Source organism: Variovorax sp. YR216 (assembly GCF_900107745.1).
Taxonomy (GTDB): domain Bacteria; phylum Pseudomonadota; class Gammaproteobacteria; order Burkholderiales; family Burkholderiaceae_C; genus Variovorax.
Window position 1 is genome coordinate 659101 of record NZ_FNRO01000002.1, and the last position, 18899, is coordinate 677999.

Annotated in this window: 25 protein-coding genes and 1 tRNA gene; 12 read left to right on the forward strand and 14 right to left on the reverse strand. The window is 63.3% G+C overall.

Going from position 1 to position 18899, the window contains the following annotated elements; translation table 11 throughout:
- The first annotated feature begins 99 nt into the window (after nt 1–99).
- From BLW05_RS08030 to BLW05_RS08075, 10 genes are all read left to right on the forward strand, one after another.
- Nucleotides 100–411, forward strand: a complete 312-nt coding sequence (locus BLW05_RS08030) for a putative quinol monooxygenase (RefSeq protein ID WP_093161623.1) — start codon at nt 100–102, stop codon at nt 409–411.
- A 215-nt stretch (nt 412–626) separates the two neighbouring features.
- Nucleotides 627–2534, forward strand: coding sequence for a threonine--tRNA ligase (gene thrS / locus BLW05_RS08035; RefSeq protein ID WP_093161624.1), 1908 nt, complete (start codon nt 627–629; stop codon nt 2532–2534).
- A gap of 99 nt (nt 2535–2633) precedes the next feature.
- Complete coding sequence (gene infC, locus BLW05_RS08040) at nt 2634–3242, forward strand: translation initiation factor IF-3 (protein WP_256330147.1); 609 nt, start codon at nt 2634–2636, stop codon at nt 3240–3242.
- Between the two features lie 143 nt (nt 3243–3385).
- Nucleotides 3386–3589 (forward strand): 50S ribosomal protein L35, encoded by a 204-nt coding sequence (rpmI, locus tag BLW05_RS08045; protein WP_028253491.1) that lies wholly within the window; start codon nt 3386–3388, stop codon nt 3587–3589.
- A 24-nt stretch (nt 3590–3613) separates the two neighbouring features.
- Nucleotides 3614–3973, forward strand: coding sequence for a 50S ribosomal protein L20 (rplT, locus tag BLW05_RS08050; RefSeq protein ID WP_088957598.1), 360 nt, complete (start codon nt 3614–3616; stop codon nt 3971–3973).
- A 128-nt stretch (nt 3974–4101) separates the two neighbouring features.
- Complete coding sequence (gene pheS / locus BLW05_RS08055) at nt 4102–5178, forward strand: phenylalanine--tRNA ligase subunit alpha (protein WP_093161633.1); 1077 nt, start codon at nt 4102–4104, stop codon at nt 5176–5178.
- 19 nt (nt 5179–5197) lie between these two features.
- Nucleotides 5198–7636, forward strand: a complete 2439-nt coding sequence (pheT, locus tag BLW05_RS08060; RefSeq protein ID WP_093161634.1) for a phenylalanine--tRNA ligase subunit beta — start codon at nt 5198–5200, stop codon at nt 7634–7636.
- Nucleotides 7633–8004, forward strand: a complete 372-nt coding sequence (locus BLW05_RS08065) for an integration host factor subunit alpha (protein ID WP_093161635.1) — start codon at nt 7633–7635, stop codon at nt 8002–8004. The genes pheT and BLW05_RS08065 overlap by 4 nt, the downstream gene beginning before the upstream one ends.
- Before the next feature lie 66 nt (nt 8005–8070).
- Nucleotides 8071–8535 carry a MerR family transcriptional regulator gene (locus BLW05_RS08070; protein ID WP_093161636.1) on the forward strand — a complete coding sequence of 155 codons (465 nt, stop codon included), beginning with the start codon at nt 8071–8073 and terminating at the stop codon, nt 8533–8535.
- 26 nt (nt 8536–8561) lie between these two features.
- Nucleotides 8562–8638 (forward strand) — tRNA-Pro (locus tag BLW05_RS08075).
- 96 nt (nt 8639–8734) lie between these two features.
- On the opposite strand, the gene xerC is transcribed toward BLW05_RS08075, so the two are convergent.
- The 12 genes from xerC to BLW05_RS08125 all read right to left on the reverse strand — a co-directional run bounded on the left by xerC (nt 8735) and on the right by BLW05_RS08125 (nt 15897).
- A complete protein-coding gene (xerC, locus tag BLW05_RS08080; protein ID WP_093161637.1) occupies nt 8735–9871 on the reverse strand; it encodes a site-specific integrase in 1137 nt (378 codons plus the stop codon).
- On the reverse strand, nt 9849–10034 hold the full coding sequence (locus BLW05_RS08085; RefSeq protein WP_093161638.1) for a hypothetical protein: 186 nt from the start codon (nt 10032–10034) through the stop codon (nt 9849–9851). The genes xerC and BLW05_RS08085 overlap by 23 nt, the downstream gene beginning before the upstream one ends.
- Nucleotides 10035–10069: 35 nt before the next feature.
- Entirely contained in the window at nt 10070–10738 is a 669-nt protein-coding gene (locus BLW05_RS08090; protein WP_093161639.1) for a deoxynucleotide monophosphate kinase family protein, read from the reverse strand.
- A 50-nt stretch (nt 10739–10788) separates the two neighbouring features.
- The gene (locus BLW05_RS08095) at nt 10789–10992 is read right to left on the reverse strand and encodes a hypothetical protein (RefSeq protein WP_093161640.1); all 204 of its coding nucleotides are present in this window, start codon (nt 10990–10992) and stop codon (nt 10789–10791) included.
- Nucleotides 10989–11135, reverse strand: a complete 147-nt coding sequence (locus BLW05_RS35885) for a hypothetical protein (protein WP_177142586.1) — start codon at nt 11133–11135, stop codon at nt 10989–10991. The genes BLW05_RS08095 and BLW05_RS35885 overlap by 4 nt, the downstream gene beginning before the upstream one ends.
- 33 nt (nt 11136–11168) lie before the next feature.
- Entirely contained in the window at nt 11169–13403 is a 2235-nt protein-coding gene (locus BLW05_RS08100; protein WP_256330148.1) for a toprim domain-containing protein, read from the reverse strand.
- Nucleotides 13301–14029: a hypothetical protein gene (locus tag BLW05_RS36380; protein WP_256330108.1), complete on the reverse strand. Its 729-nt coding sequence runs from the start codon at nt 14027–14029 to the stop codon at nt 13301–13303. Before BLW05_RS36380 ends, BLW05_RS08100 begins: the two co-directional genes overlap by 103 nt.
- Before the next feature lie 63 nt (nt 14030–14092).
- Complete coding sequence (locus BLW05_RS08105) at nt 14093–14482, reverse strand: hypothetical protein (RefSeq protein ID WP_143044792.1); 390 nt, start codon at nt 14480–14482, stop codon at nt 14093–14095.
- 91 nt (nt 14483–14573) lie between these two features.
- On the reverse strand, nt 14574–14888 hold the full coding sequence (locus BLW05_RS08110) for an ogr/Delta-like zinc finger family protein (RefSeq protein WP_093161649.1): 315 nt from the start codon (nt 14886–14888) through the stop codon (nt 14574–14576).
- Complete coding sequence (locus tag BLW05_RS08115; protein WP_256330109.1) at nt 14885–15070, reverse strand: hypothetical protein; 186 nt, start codon at nt 15068–15070, stop codon at nt 14885–14887. Before BLW05_RS08115 ends, BLW05_RS08110 begins: the two co-directional genes overlap by 4 nt.
- Nucleotides 15071–15125: 55 nt before the next feature.
- Entirely contained in the window at nt 15126–15317 is a 192-nt protein-coding gene (locus BLW05_RS08120) for a hypothetical protein (protein ID WP_093161651.1), read from the reverse strand.
- A 40-nt stretch (nt 15318–15357) separates the two neighbouring features.
- Complete coding sequence (locus BLW05_RS08125; RefSeq protein ID WP_093161652.1) at nt 15358–15897, reverse strand: BRO-N domain-containing protein; 540 nt, start codon at nt 15895–15897, stop codon at nt 15358–15360.
- Between the two features lie 340 nt (nt 15898–16237).
- Here BLW05_RS08125 and BLW05_RS08135 point away from each other — a divergent pair, with 340 nt between their 5' ends.
- Both BLW05_RS08135 and BLW05_RS35330 read left to right on the forward strand, forming a co-directional pair.
- Nucleotides 16238–16588 carry a helix-turn-helix domain-containing protein gene (locus BLW05_RS08135; protein ID WP_143044793.1) on the forward strand — a complete coding sequence of 117 codons (351 nt, stop codon included), beginning with the start codon at nt 16238–16240 and terminating at the stop codon, nt 16586–16588.
- Nucleotides 16589–16811: 223 nt separating this feature from the next.
- Nucleotides 16812–17684: a hypothetical protein gene (locus tag BLW05_RS35330; protein WP_143044794.1), complete on the forward strand. Its 873-nt coding sequence runs from the start codon at nt 16812–16814 to the stop codon at nt 17682–17684.
- On the opposite strand, the gene BLW05_RS08145 is transcribed toward BLW05_RS35330, so the two are convergent.
- Complete coding sequence (locus tag BLW05_RS08145; protein WP_093161656.1) at nt 17681–18460, reverse strand: HNH endonuclease; 780 nt, start codon at nt 18458–18460, stop codon at nt 17681–17683. The two genes, BLW05_RS35330 and BLW05_RS08145, sit on opposite strands and share 4 nt — an antisense overlap.
- Nucleotides 18451–18897 (reverse strand): very short patch repair endonuclease, encoded by a 447-nt coding sequence (locus BLW05_RS08150; RefSeq protein ID WP_371126921.1) that lies wholly within the window; start codon nt 18895–18897, stop codon nt 18451–18453. Before BLW05_RS08150 ends, BLW05_RS08145 begins: the two co-directional genes overlap by 10 nt.
- Nucleotides 18898–18899 lie beyond the last annotated feature (2 nt).

An 18899-nucleotide genomic window follows, 5' to 3' on the forward strand; every position in this document is an offset into this window, starting at 1 on the left:
GCAAAGACGTCAAAAATGCCAATAGGCCGATCCCGGATCCGGGCCTAGAGTGCATGTCGGTCGTCGCAATTACGCGCAACCGCATCCCAAGGAGAAAGCATGATCAAGTACGCACTGTTTGCCCGTCTCGAAGCCAAGCCCGGCAAGGAAGCCGAAGTCCAGCAGTTCCTCGAAGCGGGCCTTGCCATGGCGCGCGACGAGAAGACCACGCCCATCTGGTTCGCCCTGCGGCTCTCGCCGACCACCTTCGGCGTCTTCGACGCCTTCGAGGACGAAGCCGGCCGTCAGGCGCATCTGAACGGCCAGATCGCCCAGGCGCTGATGGCGAAGGCGCCTGATCTGTTTGCTAAGCCGCCGTCGATCGAGCCGATCGAGGTGTTGGGCCTCAAGAACGCCGCACCGGCATCCTGAGCCGCTCCCGGATAGAATCGCGGGCTCCATCTCAGCAGCAACAAGAGCGAGAAAGGCATCTTGGTTATGACACCGCGAACTACGCCGCAAGGTTTCAGCGGTCTTTTCCCTGAAGGAGAAGGCCGGTAGGCCGCGCGTGCCGGATTCCGGTACATCAACCCAAGCAAAGCGCGGCCCCGTACCGCGCTTTTTTGTTTTCTCGCCCGAGGTTTTCAATGATCCAGATCACGCTTCCCGACAACTCCCGCCGTGAGTTCCCAGGCCCGGTTTCCGTGGCCGATGTTGCCAAGTCCATCGGTCCCGGCCTGGCGAAGATGACGGTCGCCGGCAAGGTCGACGGCCGGCTGGTCGATGCCAGCGACGTGATCGATCGCGACGCCAAGCTGCAGATCATCACGCCGAAGGATGAAGAGGGGCTGGAGATCATTCGCCACTCGACGGCCCACCTCGTCGGCCATGCGGTGAAGCAGCTCTATCCCACGGCGAAGATGGTGATCGGCCCGGTGATTGACGAAGGCTTCTACTACGACATTGCCTACGAGCGCCCCTTCACGCCCGAAGACATGGAGGCGATCGAGAAGCGCATGCGCGAACTGATCGCGCAGGATTACGACGTCATCAAGAAGATGACGCCGCGCGACGAAGTCATCTCGGTCTTCAAGTCGCGCGGCGAGGACTACAAGCTGCGCCTCGTCGACGACATGCCCGACGAAAAGGCGATGGGCCTGTACTACCACCAGGAATACGTCGACATGTGCCGCGGCCCGCACGTGCCGAACACGCGCTTCCTCAAGGTCTTCAAGCTGACGAAGCTGGCGGGTGCGTACTGGCGCGGCGATGCGAAGAACGAGCAACTCCAGCGTGTCTACGGTACGGCCTGGGCCGACAAGAAACAGCTCGACGACTACATCAAGCGGATCGAAGAGGCCGAGAAGCGCGACCATCGCCGGCTCGGCAAGGAGCTGGACCTGTTCCACATCGATGAAGTCGCGCCCGGCGTTGTCTTCTGGCATCCGAAGGGATGGGCCGTCTGGCAGCAAGTCGAGCAATACATGCGGCAGGTCTACAAGGACACGGGCTACCAGGAAGTCAAGGGTCCGCAGATCCTCGACAAGAGCCTCTGGGAGAAGACGGGCCACTGGCAGAACTACCGCGAGAACATGTTCGTCACGGAATCGGAAAAGCGCGACTACGCGCTCAAGCCGATGAACTGCCCGGGCCATGTGCTGATCTTCAAGTCCGATCTGCGCAGCTATCGAGATCTGCCGCTGCGCTACGGCGAGTTCGGCCAGTGTCATCGCAACGAGCCGAGCGGTGCGCTGCACGGCATCATGCGTGTGCGCGGGTTCACGCAGGACGATGGCCACATCTTCTGCACGGAGGACCAGATCCTCGAGGAATGCGTGGCGTACACGGCGCAGCTCCAGAAGGTCTATGCCGACTTCGGGTTCACTGACATCCTCTACAAGGTCGCGACGCGGCCCGACAACAGGGTCGGTTCCGACGAGCTGTGGGACAAGGCCGAGCATGCGGTGATGGAAGCGCTGCGCCGCTCGGGCGTCGAGTTCGTGATCGCACCCGGAGACGGCGCGTTCTACGGCCCGAAGATCGAGTACACGCTGAAGGATGCGATCGGCCGCCAGTGGCAGTGCGGCACGATGCAGGTCGACTTCAACACGGCTGAGCGGCTCGGCGGCGAGTTCGTGAACGAGACGAGCGGTCGCTCGCACCCGGTCATGTTGCATCGCGCGATCGTGGGCAGCCTCGAGCGCTTCATCGGCATGTTGATCGAGCACCACGCGGGCGCGATGCCGGCTTGGCTCGCTCCGGTGCAGGTCGCGGTGCTCAATATCAGCGAAGGACAGGCCGACTACGCATCTCAAGTTGCGAAATCGCTGCAAAATCAAGGGCTTAGAGTTTTGCTCGATCTGCACAACGAGAAGATTACGTATAAAATACGGAAGCATTCGTTGCAAAAGCTTCCCTACATCCTCGTCGTAGGCGACAAGGAAAAGGAAGCAGGAGCCGTCGCAGTGCGCGCCCGGGGCAATCTTGACCTCGGTGCCATGTCGGTGGAAGCGTTCTCGCAAAAGGTCGCTCACGACATCCAACACAAGCTTTGAATTTGAACAAATTCAAGGGCCGATTTTTCGATCAACCCGGCTTGTGAGCGCAAACGCTTCGGTACCCGCTACGGTTTTGTAGCAAATTGTTTGAAGGATTTGACCATCGCTACTGCATTTCGCGACCGCCGCCACCGCGAGGAACGCCAACACCGCCTGAACCGGGAAATCATGGCCCCGGAAGTCCGCCTGATCGGGCCGGATAACGAGCAATTGGGAGTTGTGAGCCTTGCCGAGGCGTTGCGCTTGGCCGGCGAGCAGGACGTGGATCTGGTGGAGGTCGTCGCTGCGGCCAATCCGCCCGTCTGCCGGCTGATCGAGTACGGCAAGTTCAAGTACCACGAGCAGAAGAAGGCGGCCGAAGCGAAATCGAAGCAGAAGGTCATCGAAGTCAAGGAAGTCAAGTTCCGGCCCGGTACCGACGACGGCGACTACAACATCAAGATGCGCAACATCCGGCGCTTTCTTGAGGATGGCGACAAGTGCAAGATCACGCTCCGTTTCCGCGGCCGCGAGATCACGCACCAGGAGCTTGGCCTGGCGCTGTTGCAGCGCATCCGTGACGAACTCGGCGACTCGATCATCGTGGAGCAGTTCCCGAAGCTCGAGGGTCGGCAGATGATCATGATGATCGCGCCGGGCCGCAGGAAGGCCGGCGGTACGGCAAAGCCGGCCGCAGAGCCGTCGGCCGCGCCGGCAGCGGCCTAGGTTCAGGCGCAGAGGTTATTGAAGGGATTTCGCTGTTGCCGGCACTTCGGTGCGGGCAGGGCGGGATGAAGAAGTGTCTCGGGGCCAACAAGTCCGTGGAGTATCCGCGGCGCCTCACGAGCACAAACTAAAGGAGCATTCACATGCCCAAAATGAAGACCAAGAGCAGCGCGAAAAAGCGTTTCCGCGTTCGTCCCGGTGGCACCGTCAAGCGCGGTCAAGCCTTCAAGCGTCACATCCTGACGAAGAAGACCACCAAGAACAAGCGTCACCTGCGTGGTGCAACGGCAGTGCACGAGACCAACATGGTTTCGATGGCCGCCATGTTGCCCGGTAGCGGCATTTAATCCAGACGAACAAGGAGTACACACATGCCTCGCGTCAAACGTGGTGTAACGGCTCGCGCCCGCCACAAGAAGGTTCTCGCACTCGCCAAGGGTTTCCGCGGTCGTCGCGGCAATGTCTTCCGCATCGCCAAGCAGGCGGTGATGAAGGCGGGCCAATACGCCTACCGTGACCGCCGCAACAAGAAGCGCGTGTTCCGCCAACTGTGGATTGCGCGTATCAATGCCGCTTCGCGTGAACTGGGCCTGACCTACAGCCAGTTCGCCAACGGCATCCGCAAGGCCGGTATCGAGATCGACCGCAAGGTTCTCGCCGACATCGCCGTGCATGACAAGGCCGCTTTTGCCGGCATCGTGGAGCAGGTCAAGGCCAAGCTGGCAGCTTGATCCCGCAAGCAGGTTGCCGTTTACGGCGGCCTGCGCCCACGGCACAAGGGCTGGCGCTTCAAGGGGCACCAGCCCTTTTTTTCATCGCTCCCCAGCCCGTTTTTTCTTTTGACCTCGAAATATTTCCCATGAACGAGTTGGACTCCCTGGTCGAAACCGCACGTGCAGCCTTTGCCGTGGCGAAGGCGCCCGCCGAACTCGAGAACGCCAAGGCGCAGTTTCTCGGCAAGTCGGGCCGCGTCACCGAGTTGATGAAGGGCATGGCCGCCCTGAGCGTCGACGAGAAGAAGACCCGTGGTGCCGCGATCAACGTCGCCAAGCAGGCCATCGAGGCAGCGCTTGCCGAGCGTCGTCAGCAACTCGCCGATGAGGAATTGGCTGTGCAACTGCGCGCCGAGGCGCTCGACGTCTCGCTGCCGGGCCGGCGACGGGTCGCGGGCGGTCTGCATCCGGTGAGCCGCACGATGGAGCGCATCGAGGCCATCTTCTCGAGCATGGGCTTCGATGTTGCCGACGGCCCCGAGATCGAAAGCGACTGGCACAGCTTTACCTCGCTCAACAACCCGCCCAACCATCCCGCGCGGTCGATGCAGGACACCTTCTACGTCGACATCAACGGTGAGGATGGCATCCCCTACAACCTGCGCCCTCACACCAGCCCGATGCAGGTGCGGTATGCGCATCAGCACATCAAGAAGTACGCCGCGCAATTCGAGGCCGCCGCGGCCGACAGCACCGGTACGGTGAGGGCGCCCGAGATTCGCGTGATCGCACCGGGTCGCACCTACCGCGTCGACAGCGACGCGACGCACTCGCCCATGTTCCACCAGTGCGAAGGCCTGTGGCTCGGCGAGAACGTGAGCTTCAAGGACCTGAAGGTGGTCTTCACCGACTTCTGCCGCACGTTCTTCGAAAGCGACGACCTGGTCCTGCGCTTCCGCCCGAGTTTCTTCCCGTTCACCGAGCCGAGCGCCGAGATCGACATCCAGTTCCAGAGCGGCCCGCTGGCCGGTCGCTGGCTCGAAGTGGCCGGTTCGGGCCAGGTGCACCCGAATGTGGTGCGCAACATGGGCCTCGATCCGGAGCGCTATATCGGCTTCGCTTTCGGGATGGGCCCGGACCGGCTCACCATGCTGCGTTATGGCGTGAACGATCTTCGCCTCTTCTTCGACGGCGACCTCCGCTTCCTGAGCCAATTCCAGTAAACAGAACGAGAACGACGAGATGCAATTCCCCGAGTCCTGGTTGCGCGAGTTCTGCAACCCGCCGCTCAGCAGCGCCGAACTGGCTGAAACGCTCACGATGGGCGGCTTCGAGGTCGAAGAACGCCGGCCCGTGGCGCCGCCCTTCACGAAGGTCGTGGTGGGTGAGATCAAGGAAGCTGCTCAGCACCCCAATGCCGATCGCCTGCGCGTGTGCCAGGTCGATGCGGGGCAGGGCGCTCTGCTCAACATCGTGTGCGGCGCGCCGAATGCGCGCGCCGGCATCAAGGTTCCACTGGCGCTGGTCGGCGCCGAGCTGCCGCCGGGTGAGGACGGCACGCCTTTCTCGATCAAGCTAGGCAAGCTGCGCGGCGTCGAAAGCCAAGGCATGCTGTGCTCGGCGCGTGAACTCAAGCTCAGCGATGACCATGGCGGCTTGCTCGAACTGGCCGCTGATGCGCCGATCGGTGCTGACGTGCGCGAAGTGCTGAAGCTCGACGATTCGCTGCTCACGCTGAAGCTCACGCCCAATCTGGCGCATGGCCTCAGCGTCTATGGCATCGCGCGTGAACTCGCCGCTCTGACCGGCGCACCCCTCAAGACGCCGGCGATCACGCCGGTTGCGGCGCTCGCGTCCGCCAAGTTGCCGGTAAAGGTCGAAGCGCCGGAACTGTGCGGCCGCTTCTCGGGCCGCGTCGTCCGCGGTGTCGACACGAAGGTCGCCACGCCCGCATGGATGGTCGATCGGTTGGCCCGCTGCGGCCAGCGCAGCGTTTCGCCCCTGGTCGACATCTCGAACTACGTGATGTTCGAGTATGGCCAGCCGTCGCATATCTTCGACCTCGACAAGATCCATGGCGGTCTTGTCGTGCGTTGGGGCAAGCCGGGCGAGCAACTCAAGCTGCTCAACGGCAACACCGTCACGGTCGATGAACAAGTAGGCGTGATCGCCGACGACCGCGAGGTCGAGTCTCTTGCCGGCATCATGGGCGGCGATGCGACGGCGGTTTCCGACGACACGCGCAACATCTACATCGAGGCTGCTTTCTGGTGGCCGGAGAGCGTGCAAGGCCGCTCGCGGCGCTTCAACTTCTCGACGGACGCAGGCCATCGCTTCGAACGCGGCGTCGATCCGAGCCGTACCGTGGCGATCATCGAGCGCATCACCCAATTGGTCGTCGAGATCTGCGGCGGCGAAGCGGGGCCAATCGACGATCAGACCCTGCGCCTGCCGGAGGCCAAGCCCGTCACCTTGCGTGTTGAGCGCGCCGCGCGCGTCATCGGCATGCCACTCACGCAGGCGCAGTGCGCCGATGCGCTGCGCCGCCTTGCGCTGCCGGTCGAGGAGGGCAAGGGCACGCTGGTGGTCACGCCGCCGCCGCATCGTTTCGATCTGGTGATCGAGGAAGACCTGATCGAAGAAGTTGCCCGCCTCGTGGGCTACAACCATCTGCCGACGACGCCGCCGCTGGCGCCGATCACGGCGCGTATCCGCCCCGAGGCGCGGCGCAGCCGCTCGGCGGTTCGTCATGGTCTGGCGGCGCTGGGCTATCAGGAAACGATCAACTTCAGCTTCGTCGAAGCGCATTGGGAACACGATCTCGCCGGCAACGCCGATCCGATCAAGCTCCTGAATCCGATCGCCAGCCAGATGAGCGTGATGCGCTCCTCGCTGATCGGCTCGCTGCTGCAGGTGCTCAAGTTCAACGTCGACCGTCGGGCCGCGCGTGCCCGCGTCTTCGAGATTGGCCGCGTCTTCCTGCGAGACGACAAGGTCAAGACGACCGACAGCACCGTCCAGGGCATCCACCAGCCGATGCGTGTCGCAGGTCTGGCCTGGGGCGATGCCGAAGAGGCGCGCTGGGAAGGAAAGGGCCGCCGCGCGGACTTCTTCGACGTGAAGGGCGACGTCGAGGCGCTGCTGGCGCCGCGCATCGCGACTTTCGAGCCGGTGGAGCATCCCGCGTTGCATCCGGGCCGCGCTGCCCGCGTTCTGCTGGACGGTCGTGCAATCGGCGTGGTCGGCGAACTGCATCCGCGCTGGCGGCAGAAGTGGGACTTTGCCCATGCGCCGGTGGTGTTCGAACTCGATCTCGACGCGGTCGTCGCACGGCCTGTGCCCGTCGCTCAGCCGGTGGCGAAGCATCAGGCCGTGGAGCGCGACATCGCGCTCGTCGTCGCGGAATCGGTCACGCACGGCGCCCTCATGGGGGCGATCCGCGAAGTCGCGGACTGCAGCCTGCTGCGCGAACTGTCGCTCTTCGACATCTACCGCCCGGCCACTGCCCGCGATGGCAGCGCCGTCGCGGCGGGCGGCCTGGCGCCGGGTGAAAAGAGCATGGCCGTGCGGCTCAGCTTCAACAGCGATGCGGCGACGCTCACCGACGAACAGGTCGAGGCGGCAGTGCATTCGATCATTGCTCAACTCGGCGCCAGACTCGGCGCGCGTCTGCGGGTATGAACGCCATGGAATTCACGCTTGAAGCCCTAGAAACGCCCGCACTGACCAAGGCGCACCTGGCCGATCTCCTGTTCGAGCAGATCGGCCTGAACAAGCGCGAATCCAAGGACATGGTCGAGGCGTTCTTCGATCTGATTGCCGCAAGCCTGATCGAAGGCACGGACGTCAAGATCTCGGGCTTCGGAAACTTCCAGATTCGGGTGAAGGCGCCTCGTCCGGGGCGCAATCCGCGCACCGGTGAGGCGATCCCCATCGGCGAGCGCCGCGTCGCGACCTTCCATGCGAGCGCCAAACTTAAGGAACAAATCCACGGAAGCATCCCCGAGGAGGCTCCTCAAGAAGTCGAATGGAGCCTCGGCGCGGAGTAGGTTTCTTGTTTTGGCACTCGGAGGTGGAGTAACCTCTGAGGTTTCGCTCGCACCGTCTTGATTTCAATGGAGAAAGCCCTCCCGCCGATTCCCGTCAAACGCTACTTCACGATCGGTGAGGTCGGGGAGCTGTGCGGCGTCAAGCCGCATGTGCTGCGCTACTGGGAGCAGGAGTTCACGCAACTGCGCCCGATGAAGCGGCGCGGCAATCGGCGCTACTACCAGCACCACGAGGTGCTGATGATCCGTCGCATCCGTGACCTGCTGTACGACCAGGGCTTCACCATCAGCGGTGCGCGGAACAAGTTGCAGGAGATGGTCCAGTCGGAGCGCGAGCGCCGCAAGGCCGGCAACGATGTTCCCCTCGAAGGCATGGAGGCGGTGGAGATCGATCAGGAGGAGTTCGATGCCGCCATGCAGGACGACAACGCAGCCTCGCAGCAACCGGCTCGTACGGTCGACCTGTCGCAGTTGCTCCACCTTCGCCGCGAGCTATATGAAATTCGTGAACTGCTGACCCCGAGTCACTGAATTCACACGGCTATAATCTAAGGCTTCGGTGTGTGGCGCAGCCTGGTAGCGCACTTGCATGGGGTGCAAGGGGTCGAAGGTTCGAATCCTTTCACACCGACCAAAATCGCTAGATGGAACAACGGCTTACGCTCACAAGGCGTAGGCCGTTTTTCTTTGGCTTTGACAAATTCGTAGGTCTTTGACAAACCGGGGGCACTCAGCCCTTCTCGCGCCCCCCGATCGCCGAGGGCAGCGGGGTGGAAGAGGGCACCTTCCGCCGGTACACCCGCTTCGTGACCTTCACGTCCTCGTGATGCAGTAGCTCCTGTGCGGCCACATCCGAAACAGAATCCGAAGCCGCCTTCGCCCGCATGTCGTGGAAGGTGATCTCCCGCGGCCCGAGCTTCAGTTTCACGCGCACTGCCCGCCACAGGCTCTTGAAGGCTTCCTTCCCGTACGGCTTGCCGTGCTTCGTGATGAACAGGAAGTCGCTCGGCAGGCTGGCAGCGCCGCCGCGGTTCCTCTTCCGCAGCTCGAGCGCCCGGCGCAGCGCCCTCCAAAGGTCCGGCGTCATCGTGTAGGTCTTCGACGTGTGCCCCAGCTCGTTGCGCTTCTTCGTCACCCGCAGCTCGAGCTGGTGCTCGTCGAAGTCCCCGATCCGGATGTCGAAGATCATTCCCTCGCGCGCGCCCGTCTGGGTCGAGATCTCCAGCATGCACTGCAGCACCGGGCTGGCCGCCGCATAGATGTCGGCGTACCGCTTGTCGCTCACGTACTGCGTGCGCGGTGCCTCGGGCAGGTACTCGATGCCCTCGCACGGGTTGAACGTCGTCAGGCCCCAGCGCACCCGCGCCAGCCGGAAGATCCTCGACAGCAGCTGGATGTCCTTGTTGGCCGACGCGGCCCGTTCCCGGTTGTCGTGAAGGTGCTGCGTGATGGTCACCGCGCTCAGATACCCCACCACCAGGCCCTGCGCCTCCGTCTTCGGATACCGCTTCGAGCCGAAGGCCGGCCGCAGCCGGCGGATGCGACCCTGGTATTCCTTCTTCGTTTCCGCCCGCGTGAACTTGGGCAGCTCATCACCCACGTACTTGCGAATCAGCTCCTCCACCGTACCTACGATCTCGTACTCGGGCACCGTGGCCACGAGAGCAGGCGAAATGTGCTTCTCCCACCACAGGCGCGCCGCCACCGGCGTGTCGCCACAGCACATGGACATCCCCGCGGCCTGCAGCCGCTGCTGGATCTCCTTCGTCAGCCCGTCGGTGCCGCGCCAGTACCACTTGCTCCCGACCTTCCGCATGCCCCGCGGCAGGTCGGGAATCTTCCGGTTAACCGTGCGTGGCCGCGGCATCGTCGATTTCCTTCGAAAGCCTCGCAAAGGAGCGGATCGCGGTCATCGCGGACTCCATGCGGGTCAGATTCTGGGCGTCGAGCTCCACCGTGGTCCATCGGTGCCCGCACGCATCGCAGCTGCGCAGGCGCACCACCTTCGAGTGCGCCGAGCGCGTGCTCATGACCCGTTGCTCAGGGCTGGTACAGGCAGGGCACTTCATGTCGATACGCCCGCGCCACCGGCCAGCTCGGCAACCACTTGCAGCGTCGCCGCCGCCAGCGTCTCCAGGCTCCCATCGTTCACGATGTCTGCATCGGCCTTGATGCGCAGATGCTGCTCGCTCGCATGCGCCGCGGTATCCGCCGCGAGCGGCCGGGCATCCGGGCGGTGCACCCGAACTACATGCGCCTCAAGCCCGCGCAGCACCCGCTCCTCGACCTGGTCGCGCAGGTCGGTGACCACGATGCGCTTCCACCCGATGCCGATCTGCCGCCTGATCCAGCGGTCCACGATGTCGGCGTAGTAGCTCTGGTTGAACCGCCGCTGATACGTCGCCCAGCGCTGCAGCGCCCACCTCGGGCTGCGCGGCTCGACCAGGCTCTCGCCGCTGTCCACACACCAATGCATGAAGCCCGGCACATTACACATGCCCGCCGCCAGCGCCGGAATCGGCAGCTCCTTGGTCGGCCGATGCGTCAGCATGCGCTGGTCGATGCGCCAGGCCTCCGACACCTCGCGCCGCAGAGCGTCGGCGAAGGCGATGCTCGCAAAGCCATGTCGCGGCGCCAGCACCTGCGCCACCGTGTCCTTGCCGACATCCGGGTAGCCGGTCAGCGCCAGGATGAACGGCTTCCGCGCGCCGAGCTTCTGAAGAAACGTGTCCATGTAGTTCTCTCCCTGCAGTTGAAAAATTCGGGCCGGTGACACGGCCCACGTCATCTACCGGCTCGCGCCGGCATCGGCACCACCGTCCCCAGATCCAGCCGGCCTTGCCCCGTCTCGGCATCGCGCAGCGCCTCGGCCCGCTCGCGCTTCACGCGCGCAAACGTCCTGCGGATATCCGTGTCCACCGCGGTCCGGTACCGAAATCCCTTGTCCTTCACGCCCAGCGAAGGCAAGGTCACCCGCGCCGCGCTCACAGCGTCCTCCGCACGCTCAGCAGCCGCACCCCGCCAAACCGGTCGAACGCCATCCCTTCCGCCGCCGCGCACGACACAGCGAGCTGCGTGTAGCGGTAGAACACCCCGTTCGCATCGATCACCTTCACGAAAAACGCACGCATACCAGTCCTTCCCTGTGGTTGTGGTTGATGAAATCACTGCACCCGCGCGCCGCGCTCGAACACCCAGCAGTGCACCGTCTTCGGCACCTCCTGGCTGTCGTCGCTGCGCACGCGGATGGCGCTGTTCACCGACTTGATGTCGACGAACCGTCGCTTCTTGCTGGTGCGAAGCACCTTCTTCAGATCGCCCAGCAGCGGCACCTGCTGCCGGTGCGCGCTGGCCTTCTCGACGAACTCGTTCAGGTTCACCGCGATCTGCTGCTCGTCGCGGCTGTGGTTCAGCAGCGGCCGCTCGAAGTGCTCGCCCTTGAGCGTGGTCACGCCCAGGCCGTCGAGGTAGTCGAAGGCCTCCCAGAACTCGTGCACCAGCGGGTGGTCGGCATTGATCGACGCCTGCCGCTCGCGCGCCATCGCCACGACCTGGTTGCGCACTTGGTCGAACTGCTCGTCGGTCAGCGACACCACGCGGCGCATCGCGCTGGCCATCGCCAGCAACTGCGCGTGATTCTTCGCGATGCGCGGCTTGTAGATCCCGTCCTGCGCCAGCAGAAACTGGATCTGCTCGTCGTGCGTGCCGGCCAGCTCCGCCATCACTTCCGCCTCACGCCGCAGCGCCGCCAGGATGAAGCCGCTGACCTGCTCGATCTCCACCTTCTCCAGCGCCTTGGCGCTCTCGTAGCTCGCCGGCGTGAAGCCGCGCGTGTCGAAAGTCATGTGGCAGATTCGCTCCATGATCGCCTGCGAGGCGCTCACCTGGTTGTTCTGGCTGATGACGATCGACGCCTTGAACAGCGGGTCGTAGGTCTCATTGCCGCCCGTCCGCACGCCCGTCGTGCGAATGCTGTTGCCGTTGTACGCATCCTTCAGCTCGTCCCAGTCGAACGACTTCACATGCGCCTGGCCGCCGCTCTTCGTCTCGCGGTCCGACTCGATCAGCACGATCGGCAGGTTGCTCACCTGCGTGAACGTGCGCAGCCGGCCCGCCGCCGTCGACTTCGACGGATCGAACCCCTCGTAGTCCCGCCCAAACAGCTTCCACAGGAACTGGATCAGCGTCGTCTTGCCCGACCCCGGTTCGCCCACGATCTCCAGAAACGGAAAGCTCTCTTGTTCTGCGCGAACCTGCTCGGCAAAGAGGCTGCCAAACCAGAAGGCGAGGGCGATGTACCCCTTGGCCCCGAACGCCGCCCACAGGTGCCGCTGCCAACTGCGGTCGTAGCCTTCGCGGTCCGCGTTGATCCGCAGCTTGATGGATTTCTGGAGCGACTTGATCGACAGCTTGTCGATGTCGAAGTAGTCCTCCGCATTCACTTGGTGGATCTGACCGCCGCGAACTGCCACCTTGCCGAGCAGGTAGGTCCTGTGCTGCGCGCTGTAACCCACGAAATCTACGGTCTGCACCTCCTTCGGATGATCGAGCTGCCACTGCAGGATCTTCTTGAGCTGCTGGCTGTTGCCACTGAACATCGCGCCCGGCGCCATGTGCAGCAGCCGCTTCTCGAACTCGCTCGACGTCGTGAGCTGCCCCGCGGTGAAGGTGCCCTTGACCGCCGGCCCGTCGTGCGGAAACGAGATCCGGAAGTAGTACCAGGCCTCGTCTGTCACCTCGTTGCGCTGGTAGTACAGCGCCTGCGGGTGACAGTTGGCGATCTGCTGCAGCGTATGTGATTCCAGCAAGGCCTTGTCGCGCTGCTCGTCCTCGTCCAGTTCGCTCTCGCGCCCCTCCTTGATCGCATCACGCAGCGCGTCCCGCGCCTTGCCGTAGCGGTCCAGGTCCAGCTTGAACCACCAGAGCCGGTTGCCGTAGTCGAAGTCGAATTCCGCTCGCCCGGTGTGCCCGTAAATCAGCAGCGCCTTCTCCTGCGCCGTGGCGGCCAGCAGCAGGGCGCCCTCGTGCCGGTAGCGCTGCAGGTCCGCCTCCTCGAGGCGGCCGCGCTGGTGCAGGTCGTTCCAGTCAGCCTTGGCCTTGCCCCGCTGCGGAATTTGCGCGGCGGCGCAAGTCCACGCGGCCTCGCGCGCCCGCGCCACATGCTTGAGCGTGAAGTCCCGGCCCGCCTTGTCGCCATCCAGCGCCCAGATCAGCAGAGGCCTGGCCACCTGCCCATCTTGGCCCGCGATGACGGCTTCCAGCGCGGCCAGCGCCTTCTCGGGGTAGTTGTTGCAGCTCAGCAGCGCGACGGCCGCAATGCCGTGGTGCGCCAGCGCGATTGCGTCGAAGATGCCCTCCACCAGCCAGAGCTCGGCCGGTGGCGGTTGCTGCGTAGGCACCCCCGGGTTGTCGGTGCCCGCGGCGCGCATGGCCTTCTGCAGCGCGTCGGACAGCACCGATTCCGGCGAGGCCTCCGCTGGCGCCTTGAACGACAGTGAAGGCATCGCCCACCAGTGCCCTGCATAGCTCCCGCCTTGAAGTGCGCCTTCTTCTTCCCGAAGCGCTGCGGCCGGTCGATGATCCGCTCCCACCAGGTCACGCCCACCTGAAAGCGCACCGTGCTGCTGCTCGCGCCGCGCCCCTGGTCGGCGCGCGGGTCCGCATACGTTTCCTGCGTGTACAGGCCCTGGATCAGCGCCAGGTCGAAGCCGCGGCCGAGCCGCAGGTAGGCATCCGCCGCGGCGTTGGGGTTGCGCTGCTCCGCGGGCTTGACCTCCTCAGGCTTCTGAAACCGATCCGTCCAGCTCTCGAACAGATCCGGGTACAGCTCCTTTGCGTGCGCCTCGTAGCCGCAGTTGTTGTTGCGCTGGCACCGCACCACCCAGGGGCTCGCCGCGTAGGTCCACATCGACTGGTCGCCGCATTGGGGACATACGCCTTCCTGCAGGTACTTGCCGCCGGCTTTCAGCTTGAACTGGTAGTCCTGTGTCAGCCGCGCGGCGATGTCGTCCAGAAGATCGGCCATCGCGTCACCCGCCTCGTGTATGGCGCAGGTCGAGCCGCTGCACCGGAATCTGTTGCCCGGCGCTCACGAGTTCCTGTCCTCCGTCCGGGTGGCTGGGGCGAGGACCGTGGCTGGGGCGCACTCAATGTCGTGCGCTGCGTCCAGCAAGCGGGCGGCTAGTTCGCGCAGCGCGTTGGGGTCGAGCCGCAGCGTGAGTTTGGCGTCCGTCCATCTGCCAACTGAGATTTGCAGTTCTGCCAGATCGACGCCGGCGTCTCGGAAGACGATGGCACCACCCAGCGGCGAGCTGTGGGTGTCGCTGGGATCCTGGCGATCCGACGACGGAACGCCAGCGTAGGCGTCGGTATCCGAGGGGCCGAAACGGCGCTGCCATTCGTGACCGGCAGAAGCCAAATACAGCGGACGAGGTGTGTGAGGCGGCGCGTTGTGAGTTCCAGGTGCCAGTTCGTTCATGTTGAAAACCTCCAGGCTGAGCGAGTCCCGCAGAGCCTCCGAACAGGCACCGCAGGGGTGGATTGGTGAAAAGGGAAGGAGCCCCGACCGGCTATGAAGGCCCGTCAGTCGCGAACAGGTCGCGCGTGTACGGCTGCGGCCGGCGTGGCTCGTACTCGCTGGTCGTGGGGCCGCGTAGCTGCGCCATGATCACGTCGCGGCGGATGTGCGCCGACAGCGGCAGCACCACCGTCGCATTCGGGATCGCGGACGGAGATAGCGTGATGTCCGCCTCCGTCGTCGCGCGCCACGAGTGCCCGCAATTGATGTTCTTGCACACTACGTAGTGCCGCGTCACCGTCGACGAGACGGCCTCCGACGTCAGGATGGCGCTGACGCTGTTGCAGTGGGGGCAGCGCAACCTCATGCCTCATCCCTCGGTTGATTGCGCGGCACCAAGTGCAGAGCGCGCGGGCTGCCGGTGCCTTGCCGCACCAGTTGCCGCAGCCGGCTCTTCGCCAGCCATTCAACGACCTGGTCGATCGATGCAAGGCCCTGCTGCACCCGCACCCGCTCGAACAGCTCGCGCTCGGCATCGGTCAGCGTCACCTGAAGCTCCGGCATGGCGATCCGCTGCTTTTAGTCTGCGCAAAAGCACATGGCTTTATGCCGCCGCGGGTTCGACACTGCTGCCCACGTCCAGCAGCTGCTCGGCCTGGCGCAGTGCCAGTGTGCGGAGCAGCTTGCCGAGCTGCTCGCCCTGGTAGTTGGCGAGCGCCACGAGCAGGGCGTGCTCGTAGTCGTCCAGGCACAGGGTGACGCGATGGTCGCGCACACGTTTCGGGTCGGGATACATGTCGAACTTCCGGGGAGAGCAAAAGCAATGTCGAGCGTCGTCAGATTCCTTGTAGGCCGGGCTGCCTCAACGTGCGGCCGATCTCGTCCATGGAGGGGCAAGGCATTGCCAGCAGACGGGAGACCTGTTGAAGCTGTTGGTGAATGGCTGTCCGAAGCCCTGGGGCCGTGGCCTGCTGCAGTTCGCGAAGCAGCGTCGAGCGCAGCTTGTGCAGCGAGATCCGCTGACCGACCGTGGTGGGGCGTACCTCATGCGGCAGTACGCGGCCCTCCAGCACATCGAGGACCCATTGACGGAAGGCTTTGGCACGCTCGGTGCGTGCGAGCATGGCGAGGAGGTAGCAGCCGCGCGGGCTGAAGATGCGGACGGGTTGGATGCCGCCGGCGGTAGGCAGGTCGAGGATCTGGGTCATGTCCTCGCTGAACTCGTCGGCGTTGCGGGTGTAGAGATTGGTGACGTCGGCAGCGGGGTTCAAGTACCCCAAGGCACTTGCAACTTGCAAGCCCCTTAGCCATGGCACGTTGTGGATGTCGACGACGTCGAAGTCGACGTTCTCAAAGGTGAGGATGGCGTTCGCCATTTGGTTAGCTCCCTGGTTGGCGGCCGCGGCGGTACCCGCTCTTCGGCCGAGGTTGTGAAAACGATCTCAGGTGGTCAGCGACCCGGTGTGCTCGCAATGCGCGAGGCCGCGCAGAAGCGCCAGCCTGCACACCGACGCAAGCGAGCGTTGCTCACGCTTGGCGAATTCTTCGATGCGAACCCGTTCGGCAGGCAAAAGGCGCAGGGGGATTGGTTTGCTCGTGAGAACGCCATTGGGGGCGCGGCGTTGAGGCTTCGTCATAGATATGCACCGGATATGCTCTGTGAAACAGAAAACTGCACTGTGCCGAAGAATCTAGTGCATATTAATGCACCAGTCAATGCCTAAGGGTGATGAATTGCGCACCTTTGTCGGCGCTCGCCTGAAAGAAGAGCGGGAGCGGCTAGGTCTCAGCCAAGCCGATTTCGCCGCCATTGGCGACGCGTCTAAACGCACCCAGATCCAATGGGAGAAGGGTGCCGCAGCGCCAAACGCCGAGTTCCTCGCCCTCGTTGCACAAGTCGGTGTCGACGTCCTTTACGTCGTTACGGGGCAGCGGACGCCGGCACCGTCGAACGCGCTGACGTCGGACGAGGCTGCGCTGGTCGAAAACTACAAGCACTCCGACGAAGAAGGCCGAGCCGCCGCCCGGAGGGTCCTTTCTTCGCTCGCGCAATCAAAGGCCGCCTGAGGCTGCATTTCGCCTCGCAACGCATCCACGCCTGCCTGAGTGACGCTTCACCAATCTTTTTCGTCGTTGCTAGGGCTTCCTGTCTTTTTGTGATTCATTCAGATTGGGGAGGAAAGTGCAAGCGGTAAGCATCAAGATGAACGACAAGCCGGATCAGACGATGCGCTCATTGCCTTGAATGACGCGAGGCGTGCAACGCGAGTCGTGGCTTGCAGGAGGGAACATGGCAAACCGCGCTGTGGTGTGGGTCCCTGTTTTCGCGGCGCTTATCGCCGCAATTCCGCCTTTGATATCTGCGCTGAAGCCTTCTGGCGGAACTGGTGCAGGACCCCATATAGAAGGTGGCATTCACAGCGACGGTGGTCCGGTTGTGGTCGCCAACGGCTCAGTCTCAACCGGGTCAACAACAAACATCGTGAACAACTACTTCGACGGATACGTTCGCGGCCTTCGGATCCTGACTGGCCTTGGAGATCCCGTCTCTTCGCCGGTGGCTGCGAACCGCACAGGTGAGATGCCCATGGCGCAACATTCCGCCCAGCCTTCTTCGACTCGAAAGAATTCGCCAGAGCCATCAGAGCCGGCTAGCGCTAGGGGTGGTGAATCTGCTGGATCGCTAGGGGAGTTGCGAACCTCGGAGCGGTCATCGATCTCGGACGAGGCAGAGCCATCGACAAGTATAGAAACCCCGCAGCAGGCAAATGAGCGGCGTGCCAAGGAGTTTGCTGAGAAGGAACTCAGCGCGGCCAGGAGCTATTCGGCGGGCATTCTTTCTGCGTTTCACTCGGGCGATACCGCCGAAATCGGACGAGAGGCGACCCGCGCCTTTCTGCAGACACACCCGCCCGACCGCCTGTATGAAGAGTACATAAAGCACATGGGAACAGCGGGGGTGCCGGTCAGGACACTTTCAAGTGGCATTCGGTTTGTCGAACCTCAGCCCGAGGATGGACCTGACGCCCTGCGGATAGAAGCGCGGTACGTCACGAAGTTCACGACGGGCACATTTGACGAGCGCATCATTCTAACCAGGCAGTCGAAGGGAGCCGGTCGCTACAAACTCGCTGATTTCTTGCGAACGCAGATAGAGCGCTAAATCCGCGGATTGTCGACTCCTGCGACTGGGACAAATGCTTTGTCGAAACGGAGCTTGAGCGCATTTATCAACTCGTCGATCGACATGGTGTCCTTCTTCCTATGAAGCATCGAATGACAGTTGGGGCAAACAGGGCGGAGGTCGTTCTCCGGATCTAACACGTACTCTTCGCCGATGCTGCTCAGGGGCTTAAGGTGATGCACGTGAATGAATCCCTTGCCCAATTCTCCGTACACGGCCTGGAAGTCGAAAGCGCAGACAACGCAAAGAGTTCCCCACTTTTTGATGCACCGCGGCTTGGCAGTTGGGTCGCGCTCGTAGGCGTTCACTGTGATCTGCCTTTTGGCGCCCTCTACTATTTCTTGGCCGTCTGGCACTTCCTCAGGCAGCAAGGCGATGCTTTCCTCAAATGCCCAACGAACCTCTATGGGCGGCCCTTGCGTGAGGCTCGTCGGCTTCCCGACGCCGGCATAGGTGAACGGGTCGCGATCGCGCGTGCGGTAGAAAACGTGAACGGTGGGAACGCCTGAGACTAGCTCTGCGAAAACTGGTGCAGCGGCATTGGAATTGCCGCGTGGGTGCCAAACAAGGACCTCGCTATCGAATCGGTTGTTGTAGTTCTGTCCCGTGCGACCTGGAATGTCAATTCCGCAGAAGATGAAGTGCTCCCCACCGTGTCGCACATGGCCGGTTGCCCATGCGCCGCCCTTGGCTGCGGGAAGCCCAATCAACCGTCGAATGTCTGCTCGCGTGTACTGCTGATTCCTCAAGAACATTGACGCGGGCCTTTCCGTTGATCATCTATCCGAAATAGTCTTGCTAGTCGGTGCTCGAGCTTCGCTCGGTTCTTGCTTTCGCATTCCCATACGGTGATGACTCGCCACCCCAGACGACGTAGCGCGTCTGCGTTTCTGCGGTCGCGCCTTCTATTGCCTTGGAGCTTGGGAAGCCAAAAATCGCTTCGACTCGACGGGGGCTTCCCTCGCGAACACCCATGTCCGTGCCAAAAGCACCCGTGTACCATCACGACAGTCGCGTGCCTACGTAGGACGATATCGGGAGATCCAGGGAGTGCTTTGTCGTGGAGCCGAAAGCGCAGGCCGAGCCCATGCAAAATCGACCTGACTGTCTGCTCGATCTCGGTATTCTTCGATCGCACGGCAGCCATGTTCGCGCTGCGCTGGAGTAGTGAGATCTTGTCCACCATGGACATGA